Source organism: Flavobacterium suzhouense, assembly GCF_042684765.1.
Taxonomy (GTDB): domain Bacteria; phylum Bacteroidota; class Bacteroidia; order Flavobacteriales; family Flavobacteriaceae; genus Flavobacterium; species Flavobacterium suzhouense.
Genome location: NZ_JBHUMD010000029.1, coordinates 181,208 through 196,802, shown reverse-complemented (window position 1 = coordinate 196,802; position 15,595 = coordinate 181,208). Strand labels below are relative to the sequence as shown.

General features: G+C 37.7%; 14 protein-coding genes. 4 read left to right on the top strand and 10 right to left on the bottom strand.

The window, feature by feature from the left end:
• Window positions 1-133 precede the first annotated feature (133 nt).
• From ettA to holA, 3 genes are read right to left on the bottom strand one after another with little or no spacing between them, the layout of a single operon-like run.
• Window positions 134-1,825 (bottom strand): energy-dependent translational throttle protein EttA, encoded by a 1,692-nt coding sequence (gene ettA / locus ACFSR3_RS15845; RefSeq protein ID WP_114756789.1) that lies wholly within the window; start codon window positions 1,823-1,825, stop codon window positions 134-136.
• Window positions 1,826-1,863: 38 nt separating this feature from the next.
• Window positions 1,864-2,040: a CAL67264 family membrane protein gene (locus tag ACFSR3_RS15840; protein ID WP_169519004.1), complete on the bottom strand. Its 177-nt coding sequence runs from the start codon at window positions 2,038-2,040 to the stop codon at window positions 1,864-1,866.
• Window positions 2,041-2,092: 52 nt separating this feature from the next.
• A complete protein-coding gene (gene holA / locus ACFSR3_RS15835) occupies window positions 2,093-3,097 on the bottom strand; it encodes a DNA polymerase III subunit delta (RefSeq protein ID WP_379822365.1) in 1,005 nt (334 codons plus the stop codon).
• A 53-nt stretch (window positions 3,098-3,150) separates the two neighbouring features.
• On the opposite strand from holA, the gene ACFSR3_RS15830 reads away from it, so the two are divergent.
• The 3 genes from ACFSR3_RS15830 to ACFSR3_RS15820 all read left to right on the top strand — a co-directional run bounded on the left by ACFSR3_RS15830 (window position 3,151) and on the right by ACFSR3_RS15820 (window position 5,516).
• Complete coding sequence (locus ACFSR3_RS15830; RefSeq protein WP_379822364.1) at window positions 3,151-3,603, top strand: type I restriction enzyme HsdR N-terminal domain-containing protein; 453 nt, start codon at window positions 3,151-3,153, stop codon at window positions 3,601-3,603.
• On the top strand, window positions 3,600-4,607 hold the full coding sequence (locus tag ACFSR3_RS15825; RefSeq protein WP_379822361.1) for a glycosyltransferase family 2 protein: 1,008 nt from the start codon (window positions 3,600-3,602) through the stop codon (window positions 4,605-4,607). The genes ACFSR3_RS15830 and ACFSR3_RS15825 overlap by 4 nt, the downstream gene beginning before the upstream one ends.
• A gap of 63 nt (window positions 4,608-4,670) precedes the next feature.
• A complete protein-coding gene (locus ACFSR3_RS15820; protein WP_114756794.1) occupies window positions 4,671-5,516 on the top strand; it encodes an OmpA/MotB family protein in 846 nt (281 codons plus the stop codon).
• 83 nt (window positions 5,517-5,599) lie between these two features.
• Here ACFSR3_RS15820 and ACFSR3_RS15815 read toward each other — a convergent pair whose 3' ends face one another.
• From ACFSR3_RS15815 to ychF, 7 genes are all read right to left on the bottom strand, one after another.
• The gene (locus ACFSR3_RS15815) at window positions 5,600-8,260 is read right to left on the bottom strand and encodes a DNA gyrase/topoisomerase IV subunit A (RefSeq protein WP_379822360.1); all 2,661 of its coding nucleotides are present in this window, start codon (window positions 8,258-8,260) and stop codon (window positions 5,600-5,602) included.
• Window positions 8,261-8,352: 92 nt separating this feature from the next.
• Window positions 8,353-10,206 (bottom strand): DNA topoisomerase IV subunit B, encoded by a 1,854-nt coding sequence (locus ACFSR3_RS15810; protein WP_114756796.1) that lies wholly within the window; start codon window positions 10,204-10,206, stop codon window positions 8,353-8,355.
• A gap of 124 nt (window positions 10,207-10,330) precedes the next feature.
• The gene (locus ACFSR3_RS15805) at window positions 10,331-11,308 is read right to left on the bottom strand and encodes a transglutaminase domain-containing protein (RefSeq protein WP_379822358.1); all 978 of its coding nucleotides are present in this window, start codon (window positions 11,306-11,308) and stop codon (window positions 10,331-10,333) included.
• A 361-nt stretch (window positions 11,309-11,669) separates the two neighbouring features.
• Entirely contained in the window at window positions 11,670-12,353 is a 684-nt protein-coding gene (locus ACFSR3_RS15800) for a TIGR02117 family protein (protein WP_379822356.1), read from the bottom strand.
• Window positions 12,337-12,876 carry an NADPH-dependent FMN reductase gene (locus ACFSR3_RS15795; protein ID WP_379822354.1) on the bottom strand — a complete coding sequence of 180 codons (540 nt, stop codon included), beginning with the start codon at window positions 12,874-12,876 and terminating at the stop codon, window positions 12,337-12,339. The genes ACFSR3_RS15800 and ACFSR3_RS15795 overlap by 17 nt, the downstream gene beginning before the upstream one ends.
• A gap of 63 nt (window positions 12,877-12,939) precedes the next feature.
• Complete coding sequence (locus ACFSR3_RS15790; protein ID WP_379822353.1) at window positions 12,940-13,584, bottom strand: hypothetical protein; 645 nt, start codon at window positions 13,582-13,584, stop codon at window positions 12,940-12,942.
• A 98-nt stretch (window positions 13,585-13,682) separates the two neighbouring features.
• Entirely contained in the window at window positions 13,683-14,777 is a 1,095-nt protein-coding gene (gene ychF / locus ACFSR3_RS15785; protein ID WP_169518993.1) for a redox-regulated ATPase YchF, read from the bottom strand.
• A gap of 224 nt (window positions 14,778-15,001) precedes the next feature.
• On the opposite strand from ychF, the gene ACFSR3_RS15780 reads away from it, so the two are divergent.
• A complete protein-coding gene (locus ACFSR3_RS15780) occupies window positions 15,002-15,529 on the top strand; it encodes a hypothetical protein (protein ID WP_379822352.1) in 528 nt (175 codons plus the stop codon).
• Window positions 15,530-15,595 lie beyond the last annotated feature (66 nt).

The window sequence follows — 15,595 nt, the reverse complement described above, 5'->3', positions numbered from 1 at the left end:
CTCGGGGATAAACCGGTCCCCTTTAAATCCTGATTTTTCATAATATTGACATTTATTAGTCAACTTTTTTCAGGACGAGACATTCAAATAAAAAATCCCGCCTAAGCGGGATTTATATTTTATCGGATTATGATTATCTGATAAGCTTTCTGTATTTGATACGCTTAGGAGTAATATCTGTACCAAGACGTTTCTTTCTGTTTTCCTCATATTCAGAGAAACTTCCTTCAAAGAAATATACTTCAGAGTTTCCTTCAAAAGCAAGGATGTGAGTACAAATCCTGTCAAGGAACCATCTGTCGTGGGAAATTACAACTGCACAACCTGCAAAGTTATCAAGACCTTCCTCAAGTGCACGAAGTGTATTGATATCAAGGTCATTCGTAGGCTCATCCAGTAATAGTACGTTTCCTTCCTCTTTTAGTGTAATAGCCAGGTGAAGCCTGTTACGCTCCCCTCCTGATAATGTAGCCACCTTTTTATTCTGGTCGCTACCACTGAAATTGAATCTGCTTAGGTAAGCGCGTGAATTAACCTGTCTTCCACCCATCATGATCAATTCCTGACCGTCACAGAAGTTTTCCCAGATAGTTTTGTTAGGATCAATATTCGCATGCGACTGGTCTACATAAGCAATCTTAACTGTTTCACCTACACTAAACTCACCTGCATCAGGAGTTTCCTGACCCATGATCATTTTGAAGATTGTCGTTTTACCGGCACCATTCGGACCGATAATACCTACGATACCTGCCTGAGGTAAGGTAAAGTTTAGGTTATCATATAATAATTTATCTCCAAATCCTTTAGCAACACCTTTGGCCTCGATTACATTCGTACCAAGCCTTGGACCATTCGGGATATAGATTTCCAGTTTTTCGTCAAGTTCTTTCTGATCTTCATTCAATAACCTGTCGTAATTCTGAAGACGCGCTTTTTGTTTCGTCTGACGGCCTTTAGCTCCCTGTCTTACCCAATCAAGCTCACGCTCAAGGGTTTTTCTACGTTTAGAAGCAACTTTTTCTTCCTGCTCCATACGCTTAGATTTTTGATCCAGCCAAGATGAATAGTTCCCTTTCCAGGGAATACCCTCTCCCCTGTCTAACTCAAGAATCCATCCTGCAACGTTATCAAGGAAATAACGGTCGTGCGTAACGGCAATTACAGTTCCTGAATATTGTGCTAAATGCTGCTCTAACCACAGTACGCTCTCCGCATCAAGGTGGTTGGTAGGCTCATCCAGTAATAATACATCAGGCTGTTGTAAAAGAAGACGACATAAAGCCACCCTTCTTTTCTCACCACCTGAAAGTACTTTAATTGGAGTATCAGCTTCCGGAGTACGTAGCGCATCCATTGCAATCTCTAGTTTGGTATCCAGTTCCCATGCGCCGGCAGCATCAATTTTATCCTGAAGTTCTGCCTGACGATCCATAAGTTTCTGCATCTTATCAGCATCTTCATATACCTCAGGATCGCCAAAACTATCATTTATCTTGTTGAATTCATCAAGAAGCGCTACTGTTTCAGCAACACCCTCACGAACGATTTCAATAACAGTTTTATTTTCATCAAGAAGCGGTTCCTGCTCAAGGTAACCTACTGTATATCCCGGAGAAAATACTACATCACCCTGGTAGTTTTTATCAACACCTGCAATAATTTTTAATAGTGATGATTTACCCGATCCGTTAAGTCCAAGGATACCAATTTTGGCACCATAGAAAAAACTCAGGTAAATATCTTTTAAAACAGGTTTTTGTGCGCCCGGGTAAGTTTTATTTACCCGGGACATTGAAAATATTACTTTCTTATCGTCTGACATTTTTTAAATGTTTATTGTTTTTAGTTTATGGTTTATGGTTACACTCGTCCTTTAAGAGAGCTGAATACCCAGGCAATAGCAAAAAAGCCTATACCTACTGCGGCAAAGCCATAACCGGCAATATCGTTATACCTGAATGCGCCAAGCCCAATGAGCAAGAGGCCCATGAGTATCATTATAAAAGTTGCCCATCCTAAAATGGTATTCTTATTCATTCCCATCGTGTTTCTTCAATTTTATAGCCCGCAAATATCGTGATTAAAATGCTTAATTAAAAATCTTTACAAGCATCTCTTTCAGCAGGTCCGATTGCGGAATAGCATTTGCACCAACACCCTTACTTTTTACATCAACATCCCTTAGGGCAGCTACAATAGCACTAACCTTTTTCATAGGGTAATTACGCGCTGCCACGTCATAATCCTTTACAAAATAAGGATTAACTTTTAACACCTTTGCTATATTAGATGGATTCTTATCCTTTAGCCCGTGATACTGCAATAACTGGGAAAAGAAACCAAATACCAATCCTGTTGTCATTACAATAGGATTGTCCTTAGGATTATTGGAAAAATAATCCGCAATCTTGTAAGCCTTCAGCTGATCACGTTCGCCTATCGCTTTACGGAATTCAAATACATTATAATCCTTACTTATCCCTATGTTCTCTTCAATCGCATGAGCTGTAATCGTACTTCCTTTAGGCAAAATGATCATAAGCTTATCCAACTCATTACTTATCTTACTCAAATCAGTACCTAAAAATTCAACCAACATAGCGGCTGCTTTAGGTTCTATCGTGTAATTTTTACCCTGAAGTACACGCTTGATCCATTCGCCAACCTGGTTTTCATACATTTTCTTACTCTCGAAAACTACGCCTTTCTTTTCCAGAACCTTAGTTACCTTTTTACGTTTATCAAGCGTTTTATATTTATAAGCAAAAACAAGCACCGTTGTAGGTTGAGGATTTTCTGCATAACTCTCTAATTTTTCAATATTTCTTGAAAGCTCCTGTGCTTCTTTTACTATAACAACCTGCCTGTCAGCCATCATAGGGTAACGTTTAGCATTCGAAACTACATCTTCTATAGAAACATCCTTTCCGTAAAGCACCATTTGGTTAAAACCTTTGTCTTCTTCCGAAAGAACATTATCTTCAATATATTCAGTAAGTTTATCTATATAATAGGGCTCCTCACCCATAAAAAAATAAATGGGCTTTATGTTGCCCTGTTTTATTTCGTTTATGATCTTAATAACTTCGTCCACTATGCTTATTTGATTAGATATGGAAGTAGCACTAAAAAAGTTACATTTGCTCTATGCAAAAGCTAAACTTCAACAACTATACATTCCGTTTCAAAAATAGTGAAAATAAGGTCGCCATTTTTGATGAGATACGTAAAAAATTCATCATTCTCACTCCCGAGGAATGGGTAAGACAACATGTAGTTCGCTTTCTTCTGGAAGAGAAAAAATATCCAAAATCTCATGTTAATGTAGAAAAAATTGTTAAAATAAACGGTTTAAATAAAAGATATGATATAGTTGTTTTTAAACCGGATGGATCTATATTTCTTTTAGTTGAGTGTAAAGCTCCCGCTGTTACTATCTCTCAAAATACTTTTGATCAGATTGCACGTTATAATATGTCGTTAAATGCTGTTTACATGATGGTCACTAATGGGCTAAATCATTATTTTTGTCAAATGGACTATGAACAGGAAAAGTATTTTTTCCTTCAGGATTTACCCGAATACACCACTAATCAATGAAAAGCATCGCTGTAGTAATTTTAAACTGGAATGGAAAAAACCTGCTTGAACAGTTTTTACCTTCTGTAACAAAATATTCACCTGAAGCAACTATATATATCGCCGATAATGCATCTACAGATGATTCGGTCGGGTACATCAGAGCAGCATATCCGGAAGTGAAGATCATTCAAAACAAAGGTAACTTTGGCTATGCAAAAGGCTATAACGAGGCTTTACAAGAGGTTGATGAAGATATTTACGCTCTTGTAAATTCAGACATTGAAGTAACCCAAAACTGGCTGCAGCCAATTCTTTCTCTTTTTGAGCAAGATAATGAAACTGCCATCATTCAACCCAAAATACTGGATTATAAAAATAAAAACCACTTTGAGTATGCCGGAGCTGCCGGAGGTTTTATCGACAAATATGGTCTTGCGTTTTGCCGGGGACGTATATTTGATACGATTGAAGAAGACAAAGGCCAGTATAATGATACTGCACAAATCTTTTGGGCTTCAGGGGCATGCTTCTTTATTCGCAAAGAAGTTTACAGAAAACTTAATGGCTTTGATGAAGATTTCTTTGCACATCAGGAAGAAATAGATTTATGCTGGAGGGCGTATAACAATAATTTAAAGGTAATGTATTGTGGTGAAAGCGTTGTATACCATGTGGGAGGAGCAACATTAAACACTGGAAGCCCCAGAAAAACATTCCTTAATTACAGGAATTCTCTATGGATGATGCTAAAGAATTTACCCACTTCAAAACTCTTTCCTGTACTCTTTCTAAGACTCTCACAGGATGGAATTTCGGGTATCAGACATGTCTTTAAAGGAGAATTTGCTCATCTGTGGGCTATTTTAAAATCACATTTTTATTTTTATTTAAAATTTTTCAGGTTCATAAACAAAAGAGGCTCAAAGCAATACCATAATTATTTCAGGGTAAAGAGTATTGTATACTTGTATTTCATAAGAAAAGGCAAGATATTTGATAAAAAATTTAACAATACTTTATAGACAAGTACGTTATATTTTTTTGATTATTACTTAATTTTGTTAGAAATCTAAACTTGAATTTTTATGAGAAGAACCATTCTAGTACTTACGTTAGCAGCGATGACGCTGACTTCATGCGGTTCTAAAAAGAAGATTGCCGAGCTTGAAGCTAAAAACAAAGAAATCCAGGACATGCTAAACAGTGCTACTGTTAAGCTTAACACCTGCCTTGCTGAAAAAGATGCTATGGCAAAACACATGGATGATCTTAAAAAGAACAATACAGACCTTATGAGTACTGTAGGTAATCTTACTACACTATCTTCTAAAGGAGCTGAAAACATTGAGAAATCTCTTGAAAGCCTTAAAGAGAAAGATCTTAAAATTACAAGACTTCAGGATGCACTTACACGCAAAGACTCTGTTACTCTTGCACTTGTTACAAGTATTAAGAGAGCGGTTGGTGTAAACGATCCGGATATTGAAGTTAATGTTGAGAAAGGTGTGGTATACATCTCTATCGCCGATAAACTTCTTTTCAAAAGCGGTAGCTACCAGGTAAGCGACAGAGCTAAAGAAATTCTTGGTAAAGTTGCAAAAATCGTTCAGGATAAACCGGACTTCGAATGTATGGTTGAAGGACACACTGATAACGTGCCTATCAAAAACCCTGTACTTCAGGACAACTGGGATCTTTCTGTTAAGCGTGCTACCTCTATCGTAAGATTACTTCAGACTGACTTCGGTATTGACCCTAAGCGTCTGGTAGCATCAGGACGTGGCGAGTATGTACCTTTAACTTCTAATGATACTGCTGAAGGAAGAGCTACAAACAGAAGAACAAGAATCCTTGTACTTCCTAAAATTGACCAGTTCTACGACATGATTGAGAAAGAAATGAAAAACCAGAAATCTGGTGCTTCCAAATAATATATCTCCAAATCAAAAAAGGCTTCCATTTGGAAGCCTTTTTTATGCAATAAAAAAACTCCCGCAATAGCGGGAGTCTGTTTTTAATCTAATGATAATGTAATCTGTCCATCATCTTCAAGAGTAGTATTAGCTTCTTCTACTTCTGTATCTCCACTAACCTCTATCTCTTCAGGCATTTCTTCTTCAGGCTCTTCATAAGGCAACGGATCAAGCAAATTAATTTGTTTTACCTTATCAGTTGTTAATTGGTTACCAAGTGCCTTAATGCCTTTTACAGCAATAAAATTCTCAAGATCAACTGTTATATTGTCTTTTTGGACTCCTTTTACCTTTGCAAATATAACTTCAGCAACAGGCCTGTAATCTGTAGAAACAATCTCCAATTGGGAATTATCATGCTCTGTAATAAAAGTCTCTTCTTTATTCTCGTTCTCCACAAGGAAACGCTTCACATAGTAACGTTCTTTTTCACCATCATAATAGATCGCTGAAATCGGTTTTTTAGGATTCCATTTCTCCAGTTTTATCATATCCTCATCAAAGTGCGTAGTAAGCTCAGGGATAATGGTCTTAAGCTTACCTGACTGATTGATGATAAGTAATCTGTCATTTGGCCTGAACTCACCTAAAAGCTCACCCCTGCCATCAACATTGAGACGGTGTACGGTATCATCAAACCATACCCTTCTCGGTTTCAGTGTAGATATACCTTTTTCCTTAAGTTCAATTTTCTTAATAGGATATTTAGTAACGGTGTTTCCTCTTGAGGCACGCCCTTTAATAGCCATATCAGCAAAATCAAGGTCAAATTTGAGTTTCTTCACACTACCTACCTGACGCAATAGTATGGTTACCACTTCTGCTTCCCCATTAGGATTACCAGAGAAGTATAAAACCTGTGAACCTTTATTACCCTGAGTAAGATCATAAGGCTTATCCCTCGTAACCCCGGAAACATTGAAACGTTTTATATACGACGGTCCCGACTTACCATCACGGTAAATCATGTTATAGATTGTACGCTTATCGTTCTTATCGAAAACTGCAACGTGGATGATGTCTTTACCCACAAAGGTCTTCACATCAACCTTAGTAATCATCATACTACCATCACGCAGGAATACAATAACATCATCTATATCTGAACATTCGGCAACGTATTCGTCCTTTTTAAGTCCTGTACCCACAAAACCTTCTTCGCGGTTCACGTAAAGCTTGGTATTACGCAGAACTACTTTAGTGGCTTCAATATTGTCAAAGCTTCGAAGCTCGGTTTTGCGCTCACGTCCTTTACCATAACGGTCTTTAAGTCCCTGGAAATAATCAACAGCAAAGTCAATGATATGATCCAGGTTGTATTTCACCTTCTCTATTTCACCTTCTAACGCCTCAATCTTCTCCTGCGCTTTATCAATATCGAATTTAGAGATACGTTTAATTCGGATTTCAGTAAGTCTTACGATATCTTCTTCAGTTACAGCACGGCGTAAATGTTTTGTATGAGGTTTTAATCCCTCGTCAATAGCTTTTATAACACCTTCCCAAGTCTCTTCTTCCTCAATAAGGCGATAGATCCTGTTCTCAATGAATATACGCTCTAATGACTGAAAATGCCAGCTTTCTTCAAGCTCATCAAGTTCAATCTCAAGCTCGCGTTTTAATAGGTCAACCGTTCTGTGGGTTGATATCTTAAGCATTTCGCTAACGCCAATGAATCGTGGCTTATGATCTTCGATTACACAGCCAAGCGGTGCAACCGAAGTTTCACATGCCGTAAAGGCGAACAGCGCATCAATAGTTTTATCAGGTGAAACACCAGCCGGAAGATGTATCAGAATCTCAACATCAGCAGCGGTATTATCTTCGATCTTACGAACTTTAATCTTTCCTTTTTCATTTGCTTTAAGGATACTATCAATTAAAGTAGTAGTGTTAGTACTAAATGGTATCTGCGTGATAACCAAAGTACTTTTATCTAATTGTGAAATCTTGGCACGAACCCTTACACGTCCCCCACGCATACCGTCGTTATAGTTTGAAACGTCGGCAATACCCGCGGTCGGGAAATCAGGGAAAAGTGTAAATGGTTTATTCTTTAGTATCTTGATGGACGCATCAATAAGTTCATTAAAGTTATGCGGAAGTACTTTAGTAGATAAACCTACCGCAATACCTTCGGCTCCCTGAGCCAATAGTAAAGGGAATTTAACCGGAAGATTGATAGGCTCATTACGCCTACCATCATAGGATAGCTGCCACGGAGTAATCTTAGGACTATACAACACCTCAAGCCCAAACTTAGAAAGTCGGGCCTCAATATAACGGGATGCTGCCGCACCATCACCGGTAAGAATATTACCCCAGTTACCCTGCGTATCGATAAGAAGGTCCTTTTGACCGATCTGCACCATGGCATCTCCAATACTTGCATCACCGTGTGGGTGATACTGCATGGTGTGCCCTACTACGTTGGCGACCTTGTTGTAACGGCCATCATCAAGCTCCTTAAGTGAGTGCATGATCCTGCGCTGAACCGGCTTAAATCCATCTTCAATAGCAGGTACAGCACGCTCCAGGATTACATATGAAGCATAATCAAGGAACCAGTCCTTATACATACCGGTTACCTTGGTAATGGTATCGCCCGATTCAGGATTTTCTTCCTTATCGTAAAAATGATCTCCGTTACCTTCTCCTTCTCCGTTTGAAGGCTCGAAATTTATATCTTCTTCTTCGTCCATGTATTAACTACCGAATTTTGAAATTTGATTTTAAACACAACAGACGTAACAATGCTACGTCTCTATTGCAAATTGTGACTGATCAGGAAGTTTTACTCGTCAACCGCATCAAGTTCTACCTTCAGGTTATTGATGATGAATTCCTGCCTGTCCGGGGTATTTTTACCCATATAGAACTCCAAAAGTGTTTCTATAGAAGTAGCCTTATCCATCAAAACAGGATCAAGACGGATGTCCTGGCCTATAAAATGCTTGAACTCATCCGGTGAAATCTCACCTAATCCCTTGAATCGTGTTATCTCAGGTTTGCCTTTTAGCTTTTCTATTGCAGCTTTTCGCTCATCTTCTGAGTAGCAGTAAATGGTTTCTTTTTTATTACGAACCCTGAATAATGGTGTTTGCAATATGTACAGGTGGTTTTCCTTTATCAGTTCAGGGAAGAATTGCAGGAAGAACGTAATCAATAGCAGGCGGATGTGCATACCATCTACGTCGGCATCGGTAGCGATTACAATGTTGTTGTAACGCAGGTTCTCCATTTCCTCCTCAATATCCAATGCTGCCTGAAGCAGATTGAATTCCTCATTTTCGTACACGATCTTCTTGGTCATACCGTAAGAGTTTAAAGGCTTACCCCTCAAACTGAAAACCGCCTGGGTATTCACATCCCTCGATTTGGTAATAGACCCCGAAGCTGAGTCCCCCTCAGTAATAAAGAGCGTACTCTCAAGGCTTCGCGGATTTTTTGCATCGGTAAGGTGTACACGACAGTCACGCAGTTTCTTATTGTGAAGCGACGCTTTCTTAGCCCTGTCCCTTGCCAGTTTACGGATACCTGAAAGTTCCTTACGCTCACGTTCTGCCTGTAGTATCTTTTTAAGCAACGCATCGGCAGTTTCAGGATTGCGGTGCAGGAAGTTATCCAGCTTGTTTTTGATAAAGTCGTTTACAAATGTACGTACACTTGGTGCATCAGGTCCCATATCGGTAGAACCCAGTTTGGTTTTGGTCTGTGATTCAAATACAGGCTCCTCAACCTTAACGCTTATCGCACTAACGATGGATTTTCGAATATCTGATGCTTCGAAAGGCTTATTGTAAAATTCTTTGATCGTTCTTACTATAGCTTCACGGAAAGCACCTAAGTGTGTCCCCCCCTGTGTAGTATTCTGACCATTTACGAAAGAATAATACTCTTCACTATACTGGGTTTTACTATGTGTCATAGCAATCTCAATATCATCATCTTTAAGATGAATGATATCATAGATCCTGTCTTCTTCACTAATAGTTTCTGCAAGAAGGTCTTTAAGACCATCCTCGCTAAAATATTTTTCACCGTTATAAATTATCGTAAGACCTGTATTCAGGTAGCAATAATTCTTGAGCATCTTGATGATGTACTCATTACGGTATTTGTAATTCTTGAAAATTGTATCATCCGCAATAAAGGTTACTTTAGTTCCTTTACGCTTGCTGGTTTCGGTTTCTGCTTCTTCGTTTGTAAGTTCACCTGCAGAAAATTCGGCAGCTTTAATGATGCCATCACGTACCGATTCAACACGAAAATAATTCGACAGCGCATTTACTGCCTTGGTACCGACACCATTCAGACCAACCGATTTCTTAAATGCTTTGGAATCATATTTACCACCGGTGTTCATTTTAGACACTACGTCTACCACTTTACCCAACGGAATACCACGTCCAAAGTCACGAACGCTTACGGTTTTGTCTTTTAGGGTAACTTCAATGGTCTTTCCGGTACCCATGACGAACTCATCAATGGAGTTGTCAATAACCTCTTTTATAAGGATATAGATACCATCATCGGGAGAAGAGCCATCGCCCAGCTTACCGATGTACATACCCGGACGCATACGGATATGTTCTTTCCAGTCGAGTGAACGGATATTATCTTCAGTGTACTGATTCTGCTCCAGCATAAAATTTTATGGATTTTCTGCTAATGTAGCATTTCTACGTAAAAAATAAAAGCCGGATTGCAGAAACTTATTAAGATTCCAATGCAATCCGGCCAATTTTAAGCACTAATCAGATATTTTAATCCTAAGCTTTATTTATCCTGTAAGAAGCAATTGATTTTTGATTGATATAAATGGTAAGCGTACCCACAGAACCATTGTTCAAAGGCACTTTAAATATGGCTGTTTCACCTTTGAATTCAGGTTTAATTTCTTTGATAATCCTATCCCTGCTGTATGCATAATGCACCATATCACCAGGTTTCAGATTATTCACTTTAAACTCAATAAATCCGGAAGACACTGCTTTAAAAACACCCGCCTCGGGAGCCGTGAACTCATAACCTTTCATCAGATAATCACCATAATACAACGGAAGATTTGCAAAATCTTTTTCGGTTTTATCTGTTAGCAGCCAACGTTTGTCATCAGGGAAATGGTTCAGGAAAAAAGTATCCGGATCACTAAAGAAATACCTATCATTAAACTTGAATTTAAACTCAGGTTTCTCCCCTGTTACCGTACCGGCTCCCCAGGTAGTATCCAACAATTTCCATTCGTTACCAATCTTCACGGCATTCCACGCATGGTCACTGGCACCGGGTGCCTTACCAATATGCGAAGGATGGGATTTAGATGTCCCGGGAATAATTTCACATTCAAGTCCAGTCTTTTCTGCCACAACAAGATACAAAGTAGAGTACCCCTGACACACTCCTTTTTTAGATTTGAGTGTCTTTTGCGCAAGCTCCTGCTTCATGGCTTTCTGCTTCGCTTCTTTTTCTGCCTGCGTTTTATATGTAAAACCAATAGGACGCTCGTTTACGCCATAAGCGGCATAATCATATTTTATATTAGTAGCGATCCAGGTAAAAATAGCACGGGCTTTTTCATCATCGCGCTTAAAATCCTTATTGATCTGTTCCGCCAATTTATCAGGTGATGAAAAAGATTTTGGGTAAGCATTAACGATACTATCAACCTTTGCATAGTCCTGAGCATTAACATGAAAGCCTATAAACAGTAAAAGTATTGTATTGAATAGTTTAAATATGTTTTTCATGTCTTAAGCATGACAAAAAAAGTGCCATAAAATGTTAAACTCTGAAGTTCTATTTATTATACTAAACAAACACATAAAAAAACAATAAGCAATGGTAACAGGCTTAACAGCAACCTTAAAAAATCATACTTTTTATAATTCCTATTCATTTCGATTATCAGAGCAGCAGTATAAACAAAACTAAAAATTAAGGCTACTAAAAATAAAAGTAACCCAAACAATGACCCATAAGTAAAAATCCAATTATAGCCACTAAAACGAAAATAATAGGCTATTCTGGATACTAAAAAAGAAAATAATAATAGAATTGAAGGAACAATCGCAGCGTATCTTATATTGCCTAAAAACTTTCCTATTTTACTCATCTGTAATGATAAAAAATCCCCTTGTCATAAACTGTCCATAATGCAGCTTTTTGATGTCCGGATTTCAGACAGTTGTTAGCCCAGGTATTACAGGTATAAAACAGGCTGTATTTACCCTGTCCTTCATAAAAAGCATCATATTTACCATAGCTATGACTGGTTATCCATTGTACATGATTGTTTTCATCCAACTGAAAACTATCCTCTATGTACTTTACCATATCTGCATAATCTTTCTTGCTAATGGTGACTTTTACGCATTCAGCATCTTCTTTTACCGTATTGTAAAAGCGGGTATGCATAGCTGATGTTCCAAGGTAAAAAGCCGCTTTAGCAGCCGTACTAGCTTTTAGGTCGCTCCACTCAGGTGTATCGAGATAAAAGCCTTTATCACCCCAACCAAAAGCCACATAGTTCATTATACTGTCTTTAGACTTGGTCTGCTCATAACGAATTTCCTGTGTCCAGTCTTTTATTTCATTCTTAACAGGAACCAGTATATCCGTATGTACACCATTAGAATTGATATAGATAGTTACTTCGTCACTTTTTTCAGGATTGGAATTTACAGGAATATGTGCCAACAGAAACGCAAAAAGCACATAGACAACAATAAACAATACGATGGCAAGCACAAACCTGCCTGTAAAACGGAAAACCTGCTTAAGCTTTTTGTTCATAGTCGAAATTGCGTATAATTTCTTTTAACGCATCGTCGTATTCTTTATTGGATATTTTACCTGATTCTGTATCAAAATTCTCTAAAAAAGAAGGTAATGAGAACGTTGCCTTTATATTCCCACCATACCATTTCATGCTGATTTGTGCAGCCTCAAGGGAACTCGCTCCTCCACGTTTACCGGGCGAAGTAGAAAGCAATAACAATGGTGTATTATTAAACACCAGTTTCTTTTGACGTGAAGCCCAGTCGTAGATGTTCTTAAAGGCGACGGTCATCCCTCCATTATGCTCAGCTACAGAAATAACAAGTACATCAGCAAATTCTATCTTCTCAAGGAATTGCTTTGCGATTGGTGGTGCACCGATGAGTTTTTCTTTATCCACGCTGAACAAAGGCAGCTCATAATCGTTTAGGTCAAGAATTTCGGTTTCATCGGCATTAAAAAGTGATGCGGCATAAGTAGCAAGCTGCTTATTAATGGAATGTTTGCTGCTGCTTCCGCCAAAGGCTAGTAGTTTCATTTGTTTGGATGTTAGTTGATGGTTGTTAGTTGTCGGTCGTTAGGTTAAAAACATAAAAATAGACTATTTTATTTTTTTATATCCTTGCTCCCAACCAAATTTTTTAATTTTTAGTATTCTTGCAAACTCACGTCTGGTCGGGTTAATCTTAACAACAGTAGTATCCTCATTTGTTTTAATGTTTTTCACTAAAGGTTTTATCTGATTGTAATCCTCTTTATCAGTTAAGTATTTAATCTTCAAACTATCTTTAGTTAAAGAAATAATATTAGCCCTCCAAAATATAGAATCTTTACTACTTACAACTAAGTTGCCATTGATACGTTTCATTTTATGAACTGGTGAAAACTTAAATATAGTATCACCAAATATTCCTTTAATATAAAGTGAATCTCCTATTATCTCAGCATCAAGTACCTCATATGTATCATTAGTAGTTAATTTCCCGTTTTTTAACACTCCTAAAGAATCTATAATAGATTTAGGATACATTGTATTAAATTGTTTATATATTGCTGTTTGTGAAACAATAAGCGTTTCATTTTTGCCATTACTATATTCACCAATAAATTTTGAAGGAATCAAACTAAGCTCCGAATCATTTACAGGCTGTGGATCATTAAAATAAAATTCTGTCCCACCTTCAATTTTTTTTCCACAGGAAATAAAAACAATAGCTGATAACCAAAAAAAAAAATACTTTTTCATAAGAATATACTTTATTATGCTATAACTAAAAAGCCTGCCGGATTATTATCCAACAGGCTTTTTTATCTCAATACTCAGTACTAAAATCTCAATACTGATTACACGTTAAACCTGAAGTGCATTACATCACCATCTTTAACGATATATTCTTTTCCTTCTACGCGAAGTTTACCAGCTTCTTTTACTTTAGCTTCAGTTCCAAAATTTACATAGTCATCATAAGCGATAACCTCTGCACGGATGAAACCTTTCTCAAAGTCCGTATGGATAACGCCTGCGGCTTGTGGCGCAGTGTCACCAATGTTGATAGTCCACGCACGAACTTCTTTTACACCGGCAGTAAAGTATGTCTGAAGATTAAGCAATTTATAAGCTCCCCTGATAAGTGCAGAAGCTCCTGGCTCTTTAAGACCAAGATCTTCAAGAAACATCTGACGCTCTTCGTATGTTTCAAGTTCAGTGATATCAGCTTCAGTACCTACAGCAAGGAACATAACCTCTGCATTCTCGTCTTTTACAAGTTCGCGAACCTGGTCAACATATTTGTTACCTGTTGCAGCAGCACTTTCATCTACGTTACAAACGTAAAGTACCGGTTTTGTAGTGATCAACTGGAAAGACTCCATAAGAACCTCTTCATCATTATTCTGAGGTACTACAGTCCTTGCCGATTTTGCCTGTAATAAAGCATCTTTTATTCTTTCAAGAAGTCCTGCTTCTACCTGAGCTTCTTTGTTTCCTGTTTTTGCAGTTTTCTTAGCTTTCTCAAGACGTTTTTCAACGGTCTCAAGATCTTTTAGCTGAAGCTCGATATCAATAGTTTCTTTGTCACGTATAGGATTTACGCTACCGTCAACGTGAACAATGTTATCATTATCAAAGCAACGCAGTACGTGGATGATTGCATTACACTCCCTGATGTTACCAAGGAACTGGTTACCAAGCCCCTCACCTTTACTTGCTCCTTTTACAAGACCTGCGATATCAACAATATCTACAGTTGCAGGCTGTACACGTTCAGGGCTAACAAGCTGTTCCAGTTTTTCAAGTCTTGGATCCGGTACGTTTACTACACCGATATTAGGCTCGATAGTACAAAACGGAAAGTTAGCGCTCTGTGCTTTAGCGTTAGACAAACAATTGAAAAGTGTTGATTTACCTACGTTTGGCAATCCTACTATACCTGCTTTCATGAATTGGCTTTTTTTGAGGGTGCAAATATAGTTCTTTTTAGTAAAATGTAGAAAGTTATAAAGTTGTAAAGTCAAAATACGCCTGTAATACTTTAAAACATTACAACATTGAACTTTATAACATTACAAACTGAGTTTTACCAATACTTTATGTTTTTCTAAAAACTTGTTTAACATACACAGGATAACTTTGTAAGTATAATAATCCTAAAAACAAGAATGTCATGAAAAATATAGTTTTAATAATATTCCTTTCGTTAGGCGCTGGTCTTAACGCACAGGTAAATAAGAATGTTTCAGAAGAGACTAAGACAACAACGACAACCATAAACAATGGTTCGACACCGAGGACAGTAACTAAAACAGAAAAGGTTACAACCCAGCAAAACATTGAGCTTAAAGATGCAGAATCTAAAAAGCTTAATAAGGACATGAAACCTACTCCTACTCAGGTAACTTCTACAACAACGGTATCCGCTAACGGTGTCCCAACTCAGGTAAGCAGCTCAAGTTATTATACAATGGACAATACAAGATATCAATTCCTTACTGATAACGCCGGTTACAGAATATCTTCACCCAACAATACCAATTATGCTATCATAAGAAGAACATCAAACAATAGTTATATCTACAAAACCCAGGACAGAACATCAATAGGTTATTTTGATGCTAATGGAAATTTTGTAGTCGAAAGTTATGATGACAAAACTGACACCATGACGAAACAGGTTTATACCAAAACTCCATAATGGTTTTAAAATTTGCTATGAGAACAAAACAGGGTCTAAACCCTGTTTTTGTTTTTTATATATTTG

Bases quoted from the DNA above. Each gene is read 5' to 3' on its own strand.
- ettA (WP_114756789.1), bottom strand. From the start codon at position 1,825: ATGTCAGACGATAAGAAAGTAATATTTTCAATGTCCCGGGTAAATAAA.
- ACFSR3_RS15840 (WP_169519004.1), bottom strand. From the start codon at position 2,040: ATGAATAAGAATACCATTTTAGGATGGGCAACTTTTATAATGATACTC.
- ACFSR3_RS15830 (WP_379822364.1), top strand. From the start codon at position 3,151: ATGCAAAAGCTAAACTTCAACAACTATACATTCCGTTTCAAAAATAGT.
- ACFSR3_RS15825 (WP_379822361.1), top strand. From the start codon at position 3,600: ATGAAAAGCATCGCTGTAGTAATTTTAAACTGGAATGGAAAAAACCTG.
- ACFSR3_RS15820 (WP_114756794.1), top strand. From the start codon at position 4,671: ATGAGAAGAACCATTCTAGTACTTACGTTAGCAGCGATGACGCTGACT.
- ACFSR3_RS15815 (WP_379822360.1), bottom strand. From the start codon at position 8,260: ATGGACGAAGAAGAAGATATAAATTTCGAGCCTTCAAACGGAGAAGGA.
- ACFSR3_RS15810 (WP_114756796.1), bottom strand. From the start codon at position 10,206: ATGCTGGAGCAGAATCAGTACACTGAAGATAATATCCGTTCACTCGAC.
- ACFSR3_RS15805 (WP_379822358.1), bottom strand. From the start codon at position 11,308: ATGAAAAACATATTTAAACTATTCAATACAATACTTTTACTGTTTATA.
- ACFSR3_RS15800 (WP_379822356.1), bottom strand. From the start codon at position 12,353: ATGAACAAAAAGCTTAAGCAGGTTTTCCGTTTTACAGGCAGGTTTGTG.
- ACFSR3_RS15795 (WP_379822354.1), bottom strand. From the start codon at position 12,876: ATGAAACTACTAGCCTTTGGCGGAAGCAGCAGCAAACATTCCATTAAT.
- ACFSR3_RS15790 (WP_379822353.1), bottom strand. From the start codon at position 13,584: ATGAAAAAGTATTTTTTTTTTTGGTTATCAGCTATTGTTTTTATTTCC.
- ychF (WP_169518993.1), bottom strand. From the start codon at position 14,777: ATGAAAGCAGGTATAGTAGGATTGCCAAACGTAGGTAAATCAACACTT.
- ACFSR3_RS15780 (WP_379822352.1), top strand. From the start codon at position 15,002: ATGAAAAATATAGTTTTAATAATATTCCTTTCGTTAGGCGCTGGTCTT.